16 protein-coding genes and 1 pseudogene are annotated in these 18745 nt (G+C 53.4%); 11 read left to right on the top strand and 6 right to left on the bottom strand.

The genetic code is table 11. The features are described from left to right. Positions 1 to 62: 62 nt before the first annotated feature. Positions 63 to 935, bottom strand: coding sequence for a helix-turn-helix transcriptional regulator (locus VH413_16950; GenBank protein ID HEX3800385.1), 873 nt, complete (start codon positions 933 to 935; stop codon positions 63 to 65). Between the two features lie 252 nt (positions 936 to 1187). Here VH413_16950 and VH413_16945 point away from each other — a divergent pair, with 252 nt between their 5' ends. Both VH413_16945 and tadA read left to right on the top strand, forming a co-directional pair. Beyond that, on the top strand, positions 1188 to 1691 hold the full coding sequence (locus VH413_16945) for an NUDIX domain-containing protein (GenBank protein HEX3800384.1): 504 nt from the start codon (positions 1188 to 1190) through the stop codon (positions 1689 to 1691). Then, a complete protein-coding gene (gene tadA / locus VH413_16940) occupies positions 1684 to 2205 on the top strand; it encodes a tRNA adenosine(34) deaminase TadA (protein HEX3800383.1) in 522 nt (173 codons plus the stop codon). The genes VH413_16945 and tadA overlap by 8 nt, the downstream gene beginning before the upstream one ends. A gap of 9 nt (positions 2206 to 2214) precedes the next feature. On the opposite strand, the gene VH413_16935 is transcribed toward tadA, so the two are convergent. Next, positions 2215 to 2535, bottom strand: coding sequence for an isoamylase early set domain-containing protein (locus VH413_16935; GenBank protein HEX3800382.1), 321 nt, complete (start codon positions 2533 to 2535; stop codon positions 2215 to 2217). Positions 2536 to 2773: 238 nt separating this feature from the next. On the opposite strand from VH413_16935, the gene VH413_16930 reads away from it, so the two are divergent. The 9 genes and pseudogenes from VH413_16930 (at position 2774) to VH413_16890 (ending at position 11729) form a co-directional block, all read left to right on the top strand. Next, complete coding sequence (locus VH413_16930) at positions 2774 to 3571, top strand: glycosyltransferase family 2 protein (GenBank protein HEX3800381.1); 798 nt, start codon at positions 2774 to 2776, stop codon at positions 3569 to 3571. After that, positions 3547 to 4359 carry a glycosyltransferase family 2 protein gene (locus VH413_16925; protein ID HEX3800380.1) on the top strand — a complete coding sequence of 271 codons (813 nt, stop codon included), beginning with the start codon at positions 3547 to 3549 and terminating at the stop codon, positions 4357 to 4359. The genes VH413_16930 and VH413_16925 overlap by 25 nt, the downstream gene beginning before the upstream one ends. Beyond that, complete coding sequence (locus tag VH413_16920) at positions 4337 to 5509, top strand: glycosyltransferase (protein HEX3800379.1); 1173 nt, start codon at positions 4337 to 4339, stop codon at positions 5507 to 5509. Before VH413_16925 ends, VH413_16920 begins: the two co-directional genes overlap by 23 nt. A gap of 120 nt (positions 5510 to 5629) precedes the next feature. Beyond that, positions 5630 to 6709 (top strand): annotated as a pseudogene (locus tag VH413_16915) (DegT/DnrJ/EryC1/StrS family aminotransferase). Next, positions 6692 to 7243, top strand: a complete 552-nt coding sequence (locus VH413_16910; GenBank protein HEX3800378.1) for a GNAT family N-acetyltransferase — start codon at positions 6692 to 6694, stop codon at positions 7241 to 7243. The pseudogene VH413_16915 and the gene VH413_16910 overlap by 18 nt, the downstream one beginning before the upstream one ends. Next, complete coding sequence (locus VH413_16905; GenBank protein HEX3800377.1) at positions 7240 to 8439, top strand: glycosyltransferase; 1200 nt, start codon at positions 7240 to 7242, stop codon at positions 8437 to 8439. Before VH413_16910 ends, VH413_16905 begins: the two co-directional genes overlap by 4 nt. An 83-nt stretch (positions 8440 to 8522) precedes the next feature. After that, positions 8523 to 9587: a glutamate 5-kinase gene (gene proB, locus VH413_16900; GenBank protein HEX3800376.1), complete on the top strand. Its 1065-nt coding sequence runs from the start codon at positions 8523 to 8525 to the stop codon at positions 9585 to 9587. Positions 9588 to 9590: 3 nt separating this feature from the next. Continuing rightward, the gene (locus tag VH413_16895) at positions 9591 to 10256 is read left to right on the top strand and encodes a MazG family protein (protein HEX3800375.1); all 666 of its coding nucleotides are present in this window, start codon (positions 9591 to 9593) and stop codon (positions 10254 to 10256) included. A gap of 165 nt (positions 10257 to 10421) precedes the next feature. Further along, positions 10422 to 11729 carry a hypothetical protein gene (locus tag VH413_16890; GenBank protein ID HEX3800374.1) on the top strand — a complete coding sequence of 436 codons (1308 nt, stop codon included), beginning with the start codon at positions 10422 to 10424 and terminating at the stop codon, positions 11727 to 11729. A 228-nt stretch (positions 11730 to 11957) separates the two neighbouring features. Here the strand turns inward: VH413_16890 and VH413_16885 are convergent, their stop codons facing one another. From VH413_16885 to VH413_16870, 4 genes are all read right to left on the bottom strand, one after another. Then, complete coding sequence (locus tag VH413_16885; GenBank protein ID HEX3800373.1) at positions 11958 to 13019, bottom strand: Ig-like domain-containing protein; 1062 nt, start codon at positions 13017 to 13019, stop codon at positions 11958 to 11960. Then, a complete protein-coding gene (locus VH413_16880; GenBank protein ID HEX3800372.1) occupies positions 13016 to 17707 on the bottom strand; it encodes a LamG-like jellyroll fold domain-containing protein in 4692 nt (1563 codons plus the stop codon). Before VH413_16880 ends, VH413_16885 begins: the two co-directional genes overlap by 4 nt. 163 nt (positions 17708 to 17870) lie before the next feature. Beyond that, positions 17871 to 18347: a hypothetical protein gene (locus tag VH413_16875; protein ID HEX3800371.1), complete on the bottom strand. Its 477-nt coding sequence runs from the start codon at positions 18345 to 18347 to the stop codon at positions 17871 to 17873. 29 nt (positions 18348 to 18376) lie between these two features. Beyond that, the gene (locus VH413_16870) at positions 18377 to 18625 is read right to left on the bottom strand and encodes a hypothetical protein (GenBank protein ID HEX3800370.1); all 249 of its coding nucleotides are present in this window, start codon (positions 18623 to 18625) and stop codon (positions 18377 to 18379) included. Positions 18626 to 18745: the final 120 nt, after the last annotated feature.

Here is an 18745-nt window from a genome sequence, read left to right as displayed (position 1 = left end):
ATTTGTTCGGAAGAGTGACCGTTACATGACCGGTTGATTTAGTGAATGGAATTTTTTTTTATTTATACGGGGAGCATGCGGATGAGCTTTTCGCGGGGGGCGGGGCGGCGGGTGTTTTTTTGACGCCATTTTCCGGGGCTGACGCCAAAATGTTTTTTGAACATGAGGCTGAAGAGGCTGTTGGATTGGTAGCCGCTGGTGAGCGCGACGTCTATCACTTTGGCGTTGGAAGTGGCCAGCAACTGGCATGCTTTGGCGAGGCGCATTTCGGTTTGTTTGTCGCGGAAGGAGGCGCCCATTTCCTGCCGGAACAGGCGGCTTAGGTGGCGCGGGCTGCAATTCATTCGGGGAGCGAGATCGGCCAGTGAGAGGTCGAGGAATTCGGCGGCGGCGGTTTGATTGAGAAATTGCTTTAAGCGTCCGCGTCCGTCCAATTCGATTTCCGGCGTGGAGGGTTCGTTGGTGGTTTCCATCTCGCCTTGGAACAGGTCGAGCACGAGTTGGAGTAGTTGCAGGCGGAGCGAGAGGCCGCCGGTGGCGTGGTTGGCGCAAAGATTTTTAAAGCGTTGGGCAATGGTGTCCGCGGGCGGGAGGACGCGCACGGAGAGCGGGCGTCCAGCGGCGGCGGCTTTCATGAGCGCCTGCTGTTCGCCGAGGGTGAGGAGTCCGGCGAGTTTTTCGGGGTCGAGGCAAAAGTAATCAATCTCAACGTCGTTTAATTGGCTGGCGCGAAGAGCGCCGTGGGTAGTGCCGGTGAGGACGAGGACGCTGTCGGGTTCGAGTTCGCGCACGCATTGGGTCTGTTGCCAATAGCTGATGCCGCTGCGAATCCGAATGAAAGCCCAGCCGTGAAGTTGCGGACGCCATTCGCTGCTCTTCGGCAGCCGGAGTTCATTGACGATCAAATGTGGCTCGAAGGAGCGTCCCGCTTTCATGTTTTAGCGAGCATGAAAAGCGAATGTGACGAATGCCGGTCGAACGTGTGACGATTGGGAAACTAAACGAGTGCGGAATGCGGGATGGGGCGGTGGGGAAATGAGAAGCGTGGGACGAGCGGGTTTGATTTGGTTTCAGCGGGAGGGGCGCGGCAGTGCCACCTTGCCATTGGGGGCAGTGCCGGATGCCCCGTTGACCGCGCACAGGGGTTACGCTTGCCCGTCCGCGTCCCCCCTGCTTCACTGTCGCCGATGACGCTGCCCTACAAAATCGCCACGCTGCTCTATTGTTTCAATGAGCGCGACGAAGTCCTGCTGCTCGAACGCGCGCAGCAGCCGAACCTCGGGCTGTGGAGTCCCTGCGGGGGCAAGCTGCACACCGAAGCCGGCGAATCTCCCTACGTCTGCGGCTGCCGCGAAGCGTGGGAGGAAATGGGCGTGAAACTCGGCCCCGGCGATTTGCATCTCACCGGCATCATCGCCGAACGCGGCTACGAAGGCCAAAGCCATTGGCTCCTGTTTTTGTTCGAGGTGAAAGTGAAATTAAAATCCGTGCCCGTGCCGCATCGCGAAGGCCGTTTCCAATTTTTTTCCCGCGAACAACTCGCGGCACTGAAAATGCCCGTGACCGACGTCGAACAAATCTGGCCGTTGTTTTGGAAACATCGCGGCGGATTTTTCGCAGCCGATTGCGAATGCGGCGCGGATGGTCGCAACACCTGGATTGTCGAGGAAAGCCTTCCCGCTCATGGCTGAAGAACCGATCATTGACCTGCAAAGCGACCAGTATTTCATGGGCGAAGCCTTGCGCCAGGCGGTGCGCGCTTATGAAGCTGAGGAAGTGCCCATCGGCGCCGTGGTCGTGCGCAACGGCCGCATCATCGCCCGCGCGTTCAACCAGGTGGAATTGCTCAAGGACGCCACCGCGCACGCCGAGATGCTCGCCCTCACGCAAGCAGAAGAAGTCGTCGGCGACTGGCGGCTGACCGATTGCACGCTCTACGTGACGAAAGAACCCTGTCCCATGTGCGCCGGAGCCATCGTCCACGTGCGCCTCGCGCGCGTCGTGTTTGGCGCGAGCGATCCAAAAGGCGGCGCGGCGGGCGGCGCGTTAAACCTGTTGCAATTCCCCACGCTCAATCATCAATGCGAAATCACCCGCGGCGTGAAAGAAACCGAATGCCGTGCGCTGCTCCAGACTTTCTTTGCCGAGCAACGCGCGAAAAACCAGAAGCCGCCCGCGAACGGCGGCGCGCTCGAAAACAACTGAATGGGCCGGTCAACTGACCGACATCAGCGAAACTTTTTCGTTCTGTTCATTGCGGGCGATGCCTTGCGCGCGCGGGTCGAGCGTCGGCTTGCCGTCCACGAGAAACTGGTAATGATGATGGCCGTGATTGAGTGGAATCTGCACGTGCCACGCGCCGTCCGGCTGGCGTTTCATCGGGTAGGCATTGGGGTCCCAGTCATTGAAATCACCGATAAGCGTGACCGCCTTGGCCTCCGGCGCGTTGCAAACGAAATTGACCGGCTTGGCCATTTTCTTGGCGGAATAACGGTTGAGTGCGCTGGCGGGTGGAGTCGAATTTGAATGGTGCATCTAGGTTACTACAATAATTGTTTGTTCGCGGATGCCGCGCGAGTTTCCCTAAGCCCGCGAAACACCCAGCGCAAAAAAAGTACAAAACATTTTACGCCAGACAAGTCAAAAAGCAAAAAATCGTTTTAGGCTTTTCACCGTGTGAGGAGAATGTTTCACTTGTTTCCATGAAAAATTCGGGCGCACTTCCGCGGCCTCTCCGACTGCCGCGCCCTTCACCAATATTTTCCCATCCGGCGTGAACCAACTCCCCATCAGCGTCAGCATGATTTCGGGCGCCGAAGCCGCGCGCATCGGCCGCGCCCTGGAGAGCGTCTCCGGCTGGACGAGCGAAATCATCATCGTTTTGAATGAGGAAGTGCGCGATGCCACCGAAGAAATCGCCTTGAAGCACGGCGCAAAAATCATCCGCGAACGCTGGCAGGGATTTCGCGAGCAAAAAAATATTTCACTGCAACATTGCACGCAACCGTGGGTGCTGTGCCTGGATGCCGATGAGGAAGTCTCGCCCGAATTGTTCGAGTCCATCCAAAAATTTTTCGCAGGCGATCAGGAACATTTTGCCGGTGCGTATTTCGCGCGCAAGGTGTGGTTCCTCGGCCGCTGGATCACGCACGGCGATTGGTATCCCGACCACGTCCTGCGTCTCATCAAGCGCGGCGCCGGCAAGTGGGACGGCAGTCCGGAACATTGCAAAATCGAACTCATCGGCCCGCAAAAAAAAATCGCCGGGGATTTGCATCATTACACAAATCCGACGATCAATAGTTATGTGCAGAAGATGAGTTACTTCTCGGACATTTTTTTGCAGCGCCAGCTTGAGGCCAAGACCGGCTGGTCCGCGCCCGCCGTGATCGTGCGTTCGGGCTGGCGGTTTCTTCGCGCGTATATTTTTCGCCGCGGATTCCTTGACGGCTTTCCCGGATTTTTCATCGCGGTTTCGACCGCCTACTCGACGCTCGTCCGCCACAGCCGCCTTTACGAGCATCTTCACTCCGAACCGCCCCCGCCATGCCCGGCCCCAAAATCTCGCTGATCATCAGCACGTATCAACGGCCCGATGCGCTGGAAAAGGTGCTCGACGGTGTGGCTCGCCAGACCCTCAAGCCCTACGAAATCCTCATCGCCGATGACGGCTCCGCCGAACCCACGCGCGAGCGCATCGAGCGATGGAACTCGCAAATCGAGCTTCGCCACCTCTGGCACGACGACCTCGGATTTCGCAAAACCATCATCCTCAATCATTCCCTGGCCGCCGCCACCGGCGATTACGTTGTCCTGCTGGATGGTGATTGCGTGCCGCACGAGGAATTCATCAGCGACCACACCGCGCTCGCCGAGAGCGGCTATTGGGTTCAGGGCCGCCGTTGTTTCGTGCAGGAAAAATTCGTTCACGACTTCGATTCCTTCCGCACGCCCATTTTAAATTGGTGCCTGCACGGCAAAATCACCGGCATCGCCAAGGCCTTTCGTTTTCCGTTTCCGTTGGTGCAGCGCAACCGCAAACATCGCGGCATCATCGGCTGCAACATGGGATTCTGGCGCGAAGATTTGCTGGCCGTGAATGGCTTTGACGAGGAATACACCGGCTGGGGCATCGGCGAAGATTCCGATCTCGGCGCGCGGCTGTATCATTTGGGCCGGACGCGCAAATTCGTTTATGGCCGCGCGATTGTTTACCACTTGAACCATCCTCAAGCCCCCAAGGATCACGTCCCCGCCAGCCAGCAGCGTTTGGCCGAAACCATCGCATCCAACAAAATCCGTTGCGAACGCGGCCTCTCGCAATATCTCCCCCATCATGGCGAAACCGGCGGCAAATAATTTGCGCATCCTGCATCTCAACACGCTCCTCACCGGCGGCGGCACGGATGACCAATGCGTGAAGCTTGCCTATGGCCTGAAACAACTCGGCGAAAACGTCAGCATCGCCGGGCCCGATGGACGCGATTTTTCCCGCGTCATCCGCAATCTCGAAATTCCGTTTCATGTCACGCCGCCGGAAGGCTGGCTCAAACTTCGTTACATCTCTTACACAGCAAAACTCATTCGCCGCGAAAAAATCAATATCGTCCACGGCCATCATGGCCGCGACATCTGGCCGACCCTCTTGGCCGCGCAATTGTCGGGCGCGAAACCAAAAATCATTTTGTCCCGTCACCTCGCCAAAAGCCCGCGCTCCTGGCTTAGCCGCGTGCTGCTCCTTCGGCAATGCGATGCCTTGATCGCCGTGTCCGAATTCACTGCGCGCGTCCTGCGGGACGGTTTTTATGAGCCCGCCTCGCCGGAAAAAGAGCGCCACAGCCGTCCGCCCGTGTTTGGAAACCATTCCAAGGTTCACGTCGTTCACGGCGGCATTGACACCGCGCGCTTTCGTCCCTTCGACGCGGAAGCGCAGCGGCGCGAATGGGGATTGCAGCCGGGCGATTATGCTTTCGCTGTTGCCGGCGGATACGACCTGCCACGCGGCAAAGGCCAGCGCGAATTTCTTCAGGCGGCGGCACGCATCCACGCGCAAGTTCCGGCCGCGCGTTTTCTCATCATCGGCCGCGGCAGCATGGGCGACACTTTGCGCGCGGACATCGAACGGCTCGGCCTCGCGGGCAAAGCGTGGCTCACTCCTTACTGTCAGGACATGCCGAAAGCGATGAACGCGATTGATTGCCTCGTCCATCCGCAAATCGGCACCGAAGCCTTCGGGCTGGTCTTGCTCGAAGCCTTTGCGTGCGGCAAGCCGGTGATCGCGTCCGCGCTGGATGGAATTCCCGAAGCTTTCGAGGTCGGCAATTTTGGCCAGCTCGTCCAACCGGAGTCCGTCGAGGAATTGGGCGCGGCCATGCTCAAGTGGGCCAGCACGCCCGCGCTCACCGCGGCTCAAAAAAACGCCCTGCACGAAAAAGTCACGAAAGACTATTCGGTGATCGCGCTCGCGGAGCGGATGCAAAAATTATACGCGGAATTGTTGCCGGCGTAGCCCATTTGAAGCGGCGCACGCGAAACCATTCATATTTTCTTGTGGCATTTAGCATCCGAGTGCCTATCCTTTTTTTATGAATATGACCCCAGTCTTTGCGGATTGGCCTCTTACGCCGGCATGAAATATCAAATCCCCGTTTATCAACCCGACCTGTCCGGCAACGAGAAGCGTTACGTCATGGAATGCCTCGACAGCACCTGGATTTCCTCCAAGGGCCGCTTCATCGGCGAATTCGAAAATCAATTCGCGAATTTCATTGGCGCGAGCCACGCCGTGGGCGTTTGCAATGGAACCATCGCGCTCCATCTCGCGTTGGTCACGCTCGGCATTGGGCCCGGCGATGAAATCATCGTGCCCACGCTGACCTATGTCGCCGCCGTCAATGCCATCGCTTACACCGGAGCCACGCCGGTGTTTGTGGATTCGATCGCGAACACGTGGCAAATGGATCCCGAAGACGTACGCCGCAAAATCACGCCGCGCACCAAAGGCGTCATGGCTGTGCATCTCTATGGTCATCCTTGCGACATGGATCCGCTCACGAAAATCTGCCGCGAACATCGTATTTTTTTGATTGAGGATTGCGCCGAGGCGTTTGGCGCGCGTTACAAGGGCCGCCACGTCGGCACGTTTGGCGATATCGCCGCGTTCAGTTTTTTTGGCAACAAAACCATCACGACCGGCGAAGGTGGCATGGTCGTCACCAATGATAAAACGCTGTTTGAACGCGCGCGCCATTTCAAAGGCCAGGGCCTCGCCGCGCATCGCGAATACTGGCACGATGTCATCGGCTACAATTATCGCATGACGAATATCTGCGCCGCCATCGGGCTCGCGCAGTTGGAACGCGCCGAAGAATTCATCAGCAAAAAACGCAAGCTCGCCGAGATGTATCGCACCGAACTTGCCGGTCTGCCGGTGCAGTTGCATGGCGAGTTTGGCGAAGTCACGCATGGCCATTGGATGGTTTCCCTGCTGGTGCAAACTCCCGAAGTGCGCGAACCGCTGCGCGAACATCTCACCGCTGCGGGCATCGAAACGCGTCCGCTATTTTATGCCGTCCACACGATGCCGATGTATGCTTCGCGTTATCAAAGGCATCCCGTCGCGGAGGATCTCGCGTGGCGAGGAATCAATCTGCCAAGCTGGCCCGGACTGACTTTGGAGCAGGTCAAACTTATCGCCAACACCATCCGCAGTTTTTTTGAGCAAAAAAATTCCAAGGGCGCAACACCGGCGAAAACGGCATCGCCCGCGTGCCAAAAAATTATTCCCGAACATGCTCAGGCGCTCGGCACATTTTTCGAGCGTTTAAAAGCATCGGGAGCAGAAGAACATTTTCATCCGCATCCGCTGACGGGCGAGGAAGCCAAGAAGAAATCGGCTTATTCCGGCAAAGATTTTTACTGCGTGTTGATGGAGGGAAAGGAAGTCATCGGCTATGGAATGTTGCGCGGCTGGGACGAAGGCTACGAAGTGCCGAGCCTGGGCATCGCGATTGATCCCGCCGTGCAAGGCCGCGGCTACGGGCGCCGCCTGATGCAGTTTTTGCACGCCGCCGCCGCCGAACGCGGAGCAAAAAAGATCCGCCTCAAAGTTTATCCGGCCAATGTTCGCGCGGCGGGTTTGTATCGCTCGTTGGGATACGTTTTTCAAGGCGGCGAAGACGAACAGTTGACGGGCTTCTTTCAAATTGCCGAATCGGGCTCGCAGAAAGAAACCGCCCGGTGAAAATCGGCATCCTCTCGCAAGACTTTATCGGGTGGAGCGGCGGGGTGGATTTCCTGGCCGGAGTGGTCGAATCACTGCTCGCAAGTCCGCGTTCCAAGTCCGCGGAGTTTTATTTGATCATCGCGGATTCGGGGCCGCGCCTGCGCTGGCGGCAATTCAAGCGCCGCTGGAAAGATAAAATCTCCGGCAAAACGCCGAAGCCCGGTTTTGCGCCTTCCGCCGAAGTCGTGCGCGAAGCGTTCGCGCCGTTTGAAAATCAGATTTCCATCCAGCACATTGACGTGGGCCGCAGCGCGTTTCGCCGCGCGGTTGATAAATTGAAACTCGACGCCGTGCTGCCCGCGTTGAATCCGCCCGCTCGCCATTTCACCCGCCCGTGGGTGGGTTATGCGTTCGATTTTCAGCACAAATATTTTCCGCAAAATTTCACGCCCGAAAGCTGCCGCTCGCGCGATGAACATTTTGTGGCGATGCTGACGACCGCTAAAGCCGTGATCGTCAATTCCCGCGCCGTCGCTTCCGACATCGCCAAATTTGTTCCGCAAGCCACCGCTCGCGTTTTTGCGCTCCCGTTCTCAGCCGCGCCGCATAGCGATTGGTTTGAAGATATTTCCGGCGTGCCCGCGCGCTACGGCATTAACGGGCCTTACTTCATCATCTCGAACCAATTCTGGCCGCACAAAGATCATGCGACCGCGTTCGAGGCCTTCGCGTTGCTCGCCGCACAAAAACCGGAAGTCCAACTCGTCTGCACCGGGTCCACGCTGGGCGCGAGCGATCCGGAATACTTTCCGAATTTGATGCGGAAGATGGAAGCGCGCGGTTTGAAAAAGCGTGTTCACATTCTCGGCCTGATTCCAAAACGCGATCAGATCGAACTCATGAAAAATTCCTGCGCGGTCGTCCAGCCCACGTTATTTGAAGGCGGCCCGGGTGGTGGTTGCATTTATGACGCGGTGGCGCTCGACCTGCCCGCCATTATTTCCGACATCCCGGTGAATCGTGAAATTGAGAACCAGCGCGTCGGATTTTTTCCGGCGGGAAACGCCGAAGCGCTCGTGGCACAAATGAATTCACACTTGGGGCGGAGCAGGGGACGCCCGGATGCCAGCGCTCTTTTATCCGCCGGACGCGCCCGCCGCGCCGCGTGCGGTGACATGCTTTGGCAGGCGATTGATTTTGTATTGGATAAATAAAAAGCCTCGAAAGTAGTTCCGTCACACAACGTCTCCTCGACACATCCACGCGCATTTGCTACGTAACTTCCGTGCGAAGCCAGTTGCTACAAAAAATCAATCGTATCGTCGTCAAGCTCGGCACAGGTGTGCTTACGGACAGCCGCAAGCAGCCTGATCTCGAGCAGATGGCGCAGCTTGCCGCGCAGATCGCCGAGCAACGCCGCGCGGGTTGTGAAGTCGTGCTGGTGACATCGGGCGCCGTCGGGTCCGGCATGGGCGCGCTCGGTTTTAAAAAACGTCCGCGTGAACTTTCCGAATTGCAGGCGTGCGCCGCAGTCGGCCAGTCGCGGCTGATGGCCACGTATGAAAAACTTTTTGCAAAACACGATCTCCATGTCGCACAAGTCCTCCTCACGCACGAGGATTTGCAGGACCACACGCGGCATCTCAACGCGCGCAACACCCTCGTCACTCTGCTGTCCCACGGTGTTGTTCCGATCATCAACGAAAACGACGCCGTCTCCTCCACCGAATTAAAGTTCGGCGACAACGACAAACTTTCGGCGCTCGTGGCCTCATTATTGCCAGTAGGTTTGTTGGTGATTTTGACGACGGTGGATGGCGTCATTGAAAATTTTGGCAAGGCGAACGCGCGCACGATTCACACGGTCGAGCAGATTGATCAATCGCTCGAACGCAGCGTGGGCGGGACCGACAGCGAAACGGCGGTCGGCGGCATGTCGTCGAAAATTCAGGCGGCGAAAATTGTCGTGCGCTCGGGCATTCCGCTGGTGATCGCGTCAGGCCACAAAAAAAATGTGCTCGCGCGAATCATGGATGGCGCGGAGGAAGGCACATTGTTTATCCCGCAATCCTCGCGGTTGCAGGGGCGCAAACGGTGGATCGCGTTTTATCATCATCCCAAGGGCACGCTGTTCGTGGATGCGGGGGCGAAGGTGGCGCTGTGTGAAAAGGGGAAAAGTCTTTTGCCGCCGGGCGTGTCAAAGCTCGAAGGCGATTTTGAGACGGGCAGCGTTTTGCGTATCTGCGATCTCGATGGAAATGAATTCGCGCGCGGCATCGCCAATTTCAGTTCGGTGGATATTCGCGAAAAACAGACGGGGCGCGGCGAAGTGATTCATCGCGATAATTTGGTCATTCTCTAAGCCATGCCAAAAAAAGCTGCGATTACGGAATTGCTCGAAGTGATGGCACGGCTGCGCGGGCCGGGCGGTTGTCCGTGGGACATCGAGCAGGACCATCGCACGCTGCGCTGGCACGCGGTCGAGGAAGTCTATGAGTTGATGGACGCCATCGAAGCGGGCGACGATCATGAGATGGTGGAGGAACTTGGCGATTTATTGTTGCAAGTGGTTTTCCATTGCCAGATGGCGAAGGAACGCGGCGCATTCGATTTTGAAAAAGTGACGCGCACGATCGCGGAGAAATTGGTGCGAAGGCATCCGCACGTTTTCGGCGATGCGAAAGCGAAGACGGTCGCCGCCGTGTGGACGCAATGGGAGCAAATCAAAAAAGCGGAGAAGCAAGGCACGAAGCACGAACGTCCTTCCGCCCTGGACGGAATTCCAAAACATTTGCCCGCGTTATTGCGCGCGGAAAAGCTCGTCAAGAAAGCGGCGAAGGCGGGTTTACTCGCCAAGGGTGCGAAGGCGTTGAAAGGACGCGACAAAAGTGAAGTCGCACGGGAATTGTTTGCGTTGGCAAAATACGCGCGGGAAAAAGGCTGGTCAGCGGAGGAATTGCTTCGTGGGGAAACGCAGAAGCAGGAGCGCGCGTGGCGGAAGCGGGAGAAGGAAAATTTGAGAAACTGTTGAAACAGTTTCTTGCGCGCACGGGAGCGGGTTTCCCCCAACTGAAGTTGGAGGTTAATGAGAAGCGTTGGGCGAGTATGGAAGTTTTGGTTCCACACTTGGATTTCTTTCGTCCCTGCCGGGACTTGTTTTAAAGGGGAATTCAACCCAGCAATAAATTGCTGGGCTATGATACCGTTTCTGCTCTCGATTATTTCCTTCAAGAATAAACGGCAGAGAATAATGGTCGAGAAATTGAGAAGAGTATTGGCAATTGCCGCAACGAACGAAGCAAATCTGCTTGATGAGACGACCATCAGTGCATTGGCGGAGCATATTCGCCAAATAAGGCCAGGCTCAGATCGTTTGTTTCGACGCCTCTACCAAACAAGAGGAGCTTCAAACCATCCGCTCAACGCTACGTTTTTGGATTCAGTGTTAAGGCCCATGCCTGTCGGTGAGCGTGACCTTCAATGGACAGAGTGGGTTCGGCGGAACTTTCCAGACAGGTTTGGATTTGAGCGTGTTCTTGACGTTGCCGCCGACGTGCAATCTTTAGAGTCTCGTTGGAAAAGTAAAATTGAAAAACGGACACAATCTGACTGCCTTCGAGCCAAATGGCTCTTATGGCTTTTGACCACCACAGTTCGTAATTTTCGCGACAGGGTTACGCGCGCCTTATATTGGTTCGGACTTGGCGACCCTGCTGCGTTGTTCGAATTAACCGAGGAGGCGTCCGAAATCAACGACCCTTATGTTTTTGAGAGATCATTGGCGGCGAGCTATGGGGTTGCGATGGCAGCGCATTGTGCTAACGCTATTCCAGATTTCCGCAGAAAAATACTTCCTGCTCAAGCACGGCGTTTCTTTGACCTCATGTTCAAATCAAACGCGACCGGAAGGACAACACATCTGCTTACCCGAGAATATGGGCTGCGTTTCATCGAATTAGCGCGTTTCCATAATCCTAGGCTCTTCACGAAATCAGAAAGTCGTATGCTTCGCCACCCGTTTACAAATGGAGGGCGCATTGAGTGGCCAGAATTCGAGAATGGAGATGCCGTCATGGAAGGGCCAAACATGCTCGTTGATCTTGGTTGCAAGGAGGTCAAAGGCGACAAAAACATTCAGTCACTTGCGAGGGTAGAAAAGCTGATTGAATATTTTCAACCGGGAATTTTGCTGCTTCCAAATGTGGATTCCAAAAGCTCTCGCCGCGCTCCCCGGATCAAGACGTTACAGCAGCAAATCATCAAGGCGGCAGGGAAGCGCAAGCTAAAAGTGGGATTGCTTTCTGTAAACCAGTTGCGAAGTTCGATCTTCAGCAACTCAAAGTGGACAAAACACCAAATGGCCGAAACTCTGGCAAGGCAGTTTCCCGATGAACTTGCGTCACGTTTACCGCCAAAACGTCGCACGTGGACAAATGAAGATCGTCGCATGGACATGTTTGACGCTGTGGCGTTGGCTGTCACGTTTCGGATGCGAGGGAAGTGAGGAAGGACAGGAAGGCCACAGCGACGATGTGAAAACGTCATGCCGTCCCTTCGCCAGCGATACCACGACGATAATCATTCGGGCGACGCACTTCCTGGTTTTTTCGGCTCGTCTTGCACTGTGGCAACTCCGCGAGAAGAGAACGGCCACAGTTCACCAGTCACAAGGTTCCACAAAGCCATGAACTCTGACCACCGCTAAAAATCACTGCATTGAGACACCAATGAATTAGTGTGCTGTTGCTTCCCAATTTCGAGAGCCGTTTGCATTCGCGACTCCTTTGAATTGAAGCCACATCATACTGCCTGGGTCGGAATTAATCCCAAAATCAACGGAAACTTTGCTATAAACCTGGCCGCCTCTGCTCGTTAGAAAAAACACTTTTTGGATATTGTCGAACCAATCGGGATTGTCGTGATTCATCTGCACTAAAAGGCTGTTTTGGTAGCCATTTTCGGGAGCACTAAAAGCAACTTGAGAGGTGTGATAATCAGACTCCATGATTCCTCCGTTGACAGGCGCAAACTCTACAGACCAATCGCCATGATTGACTTGCGTGATGGCACCGGCGGCGCGCTTCACGATAATCTCTAAATCTCCGCCGGTTGATACGATTTTTCCTGTCACCAAATCAACAAAGATGGGCGCACCCGTGAATGGGATTTTGTAATGTTGGTCTATAGTCACCAACGGCTCTGCGCCCTGCAGCTTCCACATTTTTATCACGGTTGGATTTGCAGCATCGGGCACATACGGATGTTCTTCCAGTTTTGAGTATTTAAAGGATGTGCCGCTGCCGGTCGTCGCCAGGACATAGCCCATTTTTTTTGGAACAAGCCCCAACTCTTGCCCTCGATATCCCGAGACGGTAAAAAAGCCGTCGGCATCCGTCATTACCTGTCCACGCTTCACGGTAGATTCTGTGCCATTATAAACTCGAACATCAAAATTGACGGTGGCATTTGCCACAGCGTTACTGAACTGATCTTCGACCCTGCCGTAAAACACTATCGGAACATCGTTATAAGTGGAAAGCATTCCGATTGTCCGATCTGCCTTGCTCAGCGGCGGGGATAGCGACAGGTCGGCACCTTTGGCAGGTTTTGCCGCGGGTGGGCTGCTTTGCGGAGGCGCAGTCGCTACGGAGGGAGTGGTAACTTGTGGCGCAACATTCGGTTCATCCACTTCGGAGGATGGTTTCGCTGAATTTTTGCTCTCATGCCAAATTATCAATGCGATCAGCAGCGCAACTATGGCAACGAGACTCAATATTGAGTTACGGATTTTCATGGGTTACTGATATTAAAACCTGTCGTTGGAGAAGTTAGAAGCGTATGCCAATAATTCCACTCCGGCGGGGCGTCGCCTCGAAATTCGGCACTGTGATAAAAGTGGGAGCCGTAATTATTCCCGAGAGGGTCGGGCGAAGGCCAAAGAGTCGTTAAATCAACATTTGCAGCCACATGGCTTACGGAGGTTGCGCCCAACGCCGTCGTGTAGGATTGCGCTGCATAAGCAGTGACTTCGTAAAGATCATTCAGGCTCGCGACAATGTTGAAACTGATCACTGTGCTCCCGGTGAATGTTTGCTTATAAAAATGATTCCACGGCGGCGGGTCACCGATGCTTCCGCTATATCCGTAATACCAGTTCGTAGTGCCTTCAAGCACGTCTTGGTCTGGCTTAAATAACTGATTAAGCTGCCAATGGGGGCGCGCCAGAGCATAATCATTAGTGTTGTAAAAATTGATGATACGCCCTGCTCCGCTGCCATTGAGTCCAGCAAACCAATTCCCGTAAATATTGGGCGTGTCGGGTGAAGACGAAAAAGGAGGATAAGAAAATGAGTAAATGGCAGCATTCGTATCGTAGGTGTGCGCCGAAATCGCCCCTTGGCTCGCAACGTAAGTATTGACCACTTGTCCGCCGGACAGTCGCAACGCCTCGCTCGCCACGATATTGCCCATGCTGTGAGCCAGAAGATATACGCGGCTAGGATATTTCCCATTTAAGGAGGTTAAAAGATTTGTCAAACCGGATGCAGACTGCCAAGCGTTGAACTCGCTGCTGTCGTAATTGTCTTTTTCCGTGAGGTTAGTGGCGAGAGAACCAGCCCCGATAAACCCATTTCCTGTCGGCCAGCGGAACGCACCAAATCTGCCTTGGTATCCCTGCCAATACAATCGCTTGAAGGCAGTTTCAGCAAAGCGGTCCTTATCCCACGTCGTCATGTTCCAACCGTGGACGTAAAGGATGTAGGGCTTGTTCGTGTCCACAGCGGGATTGTATGGATATTGGAAACCGACATTTTGACCAGGAGGCAGATCGTCAACTGAACATTGAACAATGTTGGTCGGCGGGAATTGAGCACGTTCTCCCACTGTCCATCGTTCATACAAGTTTTTGATATCCACCAGTTGGATATATGCCGTGGCCTGACCAATTACATTCCCGTTTCCATCAACGGCTTCCAACACCACATAGCTGGTCGTTGCTCCGATGCCGCAGAAAATAAAGTGCTCAGTTAAATTCGTTCGTCCACTTAAAATAATATGGGATGAGCCATCAAGCGTGCCAAGATACAATGAGGACGAGTCCGAGACTTGAGCATTAGCGGTGGTGCTGTCGCTCAAATAATTTGTTCCTCCGTCGCTTTCTACCGCTGAATAAATCCTTATTCCGTAGCCACTCAAGCGAATCGTGTAATTAGTGGAGGCTGCTTGTAAAAGCGAGGTCAAACCAGGAATCCATAGTCGCGCGTAATCTTCGAGGTCTCGTGTGCACGGTATCGAAGGCAATCCATTCGTGGAATATGCAAAATCAGGAACCCGCTGTTGAACCGGCAACGCATTTATGTCCACAGGATCAAGATCGTCCTGATAATATGCGTCATCGTCCTTATCAAGTTTAAATCTGTCGTAATTATTGTTGACCCAAAAAACGTAAGGGTGATCGGGCGACGTATTGTCTGGCCCTGTCAGAGATAAATCCATTTGCCCGTCATGGTTCACATCGAATTGTAATTTGACCACATGGATTATATTCGTTCCTCGTTGCCCGGTGTCACTGTCTGGTAATGTCACAAGCGCCGCAGGTCCCGGTTGAGTAGCGTAAAAATCGCCAAAGGGAGACAAAATGCCAGTCTGAGTAGAAGTAGCGACACCATTAGTATCTGCCACATAAGCTTTGTCGAAATACTGCTGTAAATAAGCATACACGCCGGAATAGCCGTTCGTGACGGCCTGCTTTGCCCACCCCGCCACCAACATTGATTGTCCGCAGCCTAACATAAACAATTGGGTTTCCGAAGCATTTGAAAAACTGCCCTCTCCCGGATTGCTGCCAATGTTTTCACTTTGATTGAAATAATAGCTTACGGTTTCAAGACTTGGAATCGCTGCGTTCAGGAACAAACAAGACGGTTGATTCGTATCGAGTGGGCCTATTTCCGAACCGGCAGAAAGAGTAACCGACCGATTGCTGTTTAGGACTAAAATGCTATTGATCGTCAACCCATAAATGTTACGCACCCCGCTCGACATCTGCAAAGTCCCGTTCAGATGCGGCGTGATCCCAACATCCGCAAATCCGCCCGTTACATCGTTCGTGATGACCAAGTCGCGGTCGAAAATATTATACGGAGAGCTATTAATCCCGAGCGCTGATTGGATCGGATTTGTGTATCCACTGAAAAGAAAGGGCGGATCGAAAGCAATGTGATTCGTTTCGGTCGTTGTGTCTAAAAAGGACACTCCGGTGCCGCCCCATCCGATTAAGCTGTCATCAAAATCGCCAGCAGGCGGATAATATATGCCCTTTCCAAACGAAGAATTATATACAAAATTATTGAATATGAAATTCTGTTCGGCCGGCAGCATTGCATCATAAACCGTATAATTCCTAAATCCGGAATAAACGTAGTCATTTGCGCTGCTCGTGAAGTAAGGTGAATAACTGATTTGACGATTAACAAAATCTGCGTTCCCTGTATCGCAATTAAATGCACTACCTACAGTAGCCGCCCTCAATAAAAATTGGATGTTTTGCTTCATCTCCGTAGAGGCGTTCGGAAAGTCACTATGCGACGTTGTGCCGGTTTCTGCCAACCAAGAAGAGCTATCAAGATAAAAAAATGATGGATTGCTATAATCTCCGGTGCTACTGATTCCACGAGCATATACGGCAGTATAAGCAAATGCAATGTCAGTGCTATTTGTCGGCAGTGCGGCAATTCCGTTTGTGAAGGCGGTTATCGGAACGTCAAAAGAAGGAAAGGTAGCGTCGAATGTGCTTTGTCCGTCCGCATATCCGAAAATACGAACCGTAGCGAGATTGGTCGCCGGGCTGATTATGGTGAGATACAGTTGCCCTTGAGGCCCTCGGATGAGATTGATTTGCTTCCACAAATAATTGTCCGCGACAACGACTGAACCTATTGATGATCCATAAGAGGAAGTTGCGGAAATAGTGTATCCGACGGGAATATCATAGGAGGCATATAAGTCAGAATTGGTGAATGTCAGTGAACTCACGGAACCAAGATCGCCATATCCTAAACTATTTATGTCATAGCCCGTAATCGGCCCCGGACTTCCGGCCCAAGAAATGATGACATTTGTCCCGCTCGGATCGAGTTCCTCAAAAGCATTTTGCGGCGGAGGCGGACCATCAGGCGAATTAGGATTGCTGCCGTTTACGTATTCTTGCAGATTATTCCACCCATCACCGTCGGGATCGGCGTAAGGGTCAACGCCTAAACGGCCGAAATATTTTAGCTGCCACCAATCAGGCAATCCGCCTTGATCCGTATCCAAAAACGAAACGGCTTTGAAATACAATGTAGGCCTATTTCCCATCGGAATGATCGCCACCGTTACATTTGTATTGGGGAACCCGATGACATTTGTCTCCAAGACCCAATCAGTCATTCCTGCCTGCAAATTCGTTGTGCTCCAAATTTCGTAAGCGACAGCAGAGAGGGTTCCATGAAGCAATACGGTTATATCATTTGTGTTATTATTGAAAGAATTCGTTCCCAAAGGAAGCGCTTGGAGATAAAAATCATTTGTTCCATAAACCCGCGAAGAAAATCCAGGGCCGGGGTCTAAATCGTCTAATGAGTTGCTTCCACCACCAGGGATGGGCGGTGGTCCGGTTGAGTCATGATGAAAGCCGCCGCCGCTCGACGGCAAAGGATAAACACTCTGTGAATCGTAGGCGTAGTTGTTGGAGATCGTCTCAGGATCAAGCTGATAATTATAGGTGATAAGGTTGTTGAAAACTCCTCGTGCTTGGAGGAGGCCAGTGCCGTTTCCGTCGCTTCCGATTGAAAAAGAGTTGCTTCCGACCGATAAGTTCGTAGCAACTCCCGCTCCACTGGAGACGAGGGTGCCTTCTAAATATAAGGCGGAGTTCGTAGGAGAATATGTGACGGTCAAATAGTGCCAATCGCCGGCATTCCAAGAGATCGGGGCGTTTAAATAATTGGTGCCGGAATTTGTGGTTTGGGACGAAAAGTAAATATTCGATCCGTCCGGCGAAAGATATATACCCCATGCTCCGGTTCTCAGGGTCGCGTTGGTGTTCCAAGTTCCAGCTTCGAGTAAGGTGCCCCAATTGCCGATGCCGTCGCTCGAATTCCAGTCTCCTGAAAACCACAATTCAAGAGAACCGTTGAGCAAGGAAATATTTGTCCACCCATTTGTTGCCACGATTGCGTAGTTGAGATACGCGGAATTTGAGGAATCCAGAAGAAGGCCGTTTCCGGCCCAATCGGCTGTGAGAGAAAGATTGGAAAAGGAGAGCGGCTCATCGCGAAAGAAACTAACCCAATTGGTGGTTTGAAATTCCCACGCGTCCAGCACTCGGCCTGGCGGTGGCATGGGAGGAGTCGGCGGATTTGATTGAGCAAGAATCCGACCTTGCGTGAGACAGAGCAAAATTAAAAAACACCCCTTTATCCAATTTCCAATCTTCATATCATTCCTTCTAAATACGAACCGGCGCCGAATATTAAAACGGCTTTAAATAAAGTCCACTGTTTGTTTCTCCAAAAAGGACGGCTCTCCTTCCAGAATTCGATCCATATCGCCACGACGCTACAAATACCCGTTTAACGGACACGATGGTGTCCGGAATTTTTTACAGCCCTTTTTCGACCTCTTCGTAAAGCCAAGTTTCCAGTTTCGTTGCCCGCTCGCGGTTCTGCGAAGTCACATCCGTCCATTGGCTCGCGCCGGAGCCACCCTTGATCGTGCTCTCAATTTTGCAGAGAATGTTGAGTCGGACGCTGCCATTAGACTGATTACGTAAAGCAAGATTGAATTTATATCGCGTGCTCTGCGCTCCAACAAATCCACCGGCGATGAGGGCGCTCGGCCCCTCAATATAATCGGTTCCAATGGTTCCCGACGCCTTTTCCATGCTCGTCGTGGCAATGCGATTTTTGTCGAGGGCGTTTACGCTTGCATCCCACACTTTGTCGTAGGGAATCGCATAAGTGTCTTTTGGCGTAAATCCCGCAGTTGGCTCGGGAAATGTAGTTGTGCCAACCTGGGTCGCGCATCCGGCGAGCGCAATGAGAACGAGGCAAAGGAAAAGAGAGTGTGTGATTTTCATGTATGGTTTTAGGAAGAGGGGCTAGTGATTTATTGCTTCGGCATTTTCTCCGCCATCTTGGTTGCGATGAGTTCGGCATTTTGCGTCATTATCTCAGTCCTTTTCCTTCGTCCCAGGTCACGAGCGGCTAGGAATATGGCAACAATCCACATGATGATGGATACAGGAAGAAGAATCCCTGTCATGGCAAAACCGAGCGCAAAGACAAACATCACGCTCGTAAGCAAAAACATCCCGATTCGTTTGTTGAGGAGGAAGTAAATGGGCGGAATGAACACTGCGAATATCATGAGAACTCCTGTAGGTTGGTGGTTGAACTAAAAAGGGAACGCTCGAAAGACCCCTTTCGCGCGTTTGAAAAGCGTGAATTTTCCCTTACTTGCATCCCCTAAGTCTGT

This window comes from Verrucomicrobiia bacterium, from assembly GCA_036268055.1.
In the GTDB taxonomy this organism is placed as follows: Bacteria; Verrucomicrobiota; Verrucomicrobiia; order Limisphaerales; family Pedosphaeraceae; genus DATAUW01.
The sequence above is the reverse complement of the archived record's forward strand: the minus strand, read 5'-3'. Positions and strand labels throughout refer to the sequence as shown.

Excerpts from the sequence above, each read along its gene's own strand:
- VH413_16935 (HEX3800382.1), bottom strand. The coding sequence starts at position 2,535 with ATGCACCATTCAAATTCGACTCCACCCGCCAGCGCACTCAACCGTTAT.
- VH413_16895 (HEX3800375.1), top strand. The coding sequence starts at position 9,591 with ATGCCAAAAAAAGCTGCGATTACGGAATTGCTCGAAGTGATGGCACGG.
- VH413_16890 (HEX3800374.1), top strand. The coding sequence starts at position 10,422 with ATGATACCGTTTCTGCTCTCGATTATTTCCTTCAAGAATAAACGGCAG.
- VH413_16885 (HEX3800373.1), bottom strand. The coding sequence starts at position 13,019 with ATGAAAATCCGTAACTCAATATTGAGTCTCGTTGCCATAGTTGCGCTG.
- VH413_16945 (HEX3800384.1), top strand. The coding sequence starts at position 1,188 with ATGACGCTGCCCTACAAAATCGCCACGCTGCTCTATTGTTTCAATGAG.
- VH413_16925 (HEX3800380.1), top strand. The coding sequence starts at position 3,547 with ATGCCCGGCCCCAAAATCTCGCTGATCATCAGCACGTATCAACGGCCC.
- VH413_16950 (HEX3800385.1), bottom strand. The coding sequence starts at position 935 with ATGAAAGCGGGACGCTCCTTCGAGCCACATTTGATCGTCAATGAACTC.
- tadA (HEX3800383.1), top strand. The coding sequence starts at position 1,684 with ATGGCTGAAGAACCGATCATTGACCTGCAAAGCGACCAGTATTTCATG.
- VH413_16920 (HEX3800379.1), top strand. The coding sequence starts at position 4,337 with ATGGCGAAACCGGCGGCAAATAATTTGCGCATCCTGCATCTCAACACG.
- VH413_16875 (HEX3800371.1), bottom strand. The coding sequence starts at position 18,347 with ATGAAAATCACACACTCTCTTTTCCTTTGCCTCGTTCTCATTGCGCTC.
- VH413_16880 (HEX3800372.1), bottom strand. The coding sequence starts at position 17,707 with ATGAAGATTGGAAATTGGATAAAGGGGTGTTTTTTAATTTTGCTCTGT.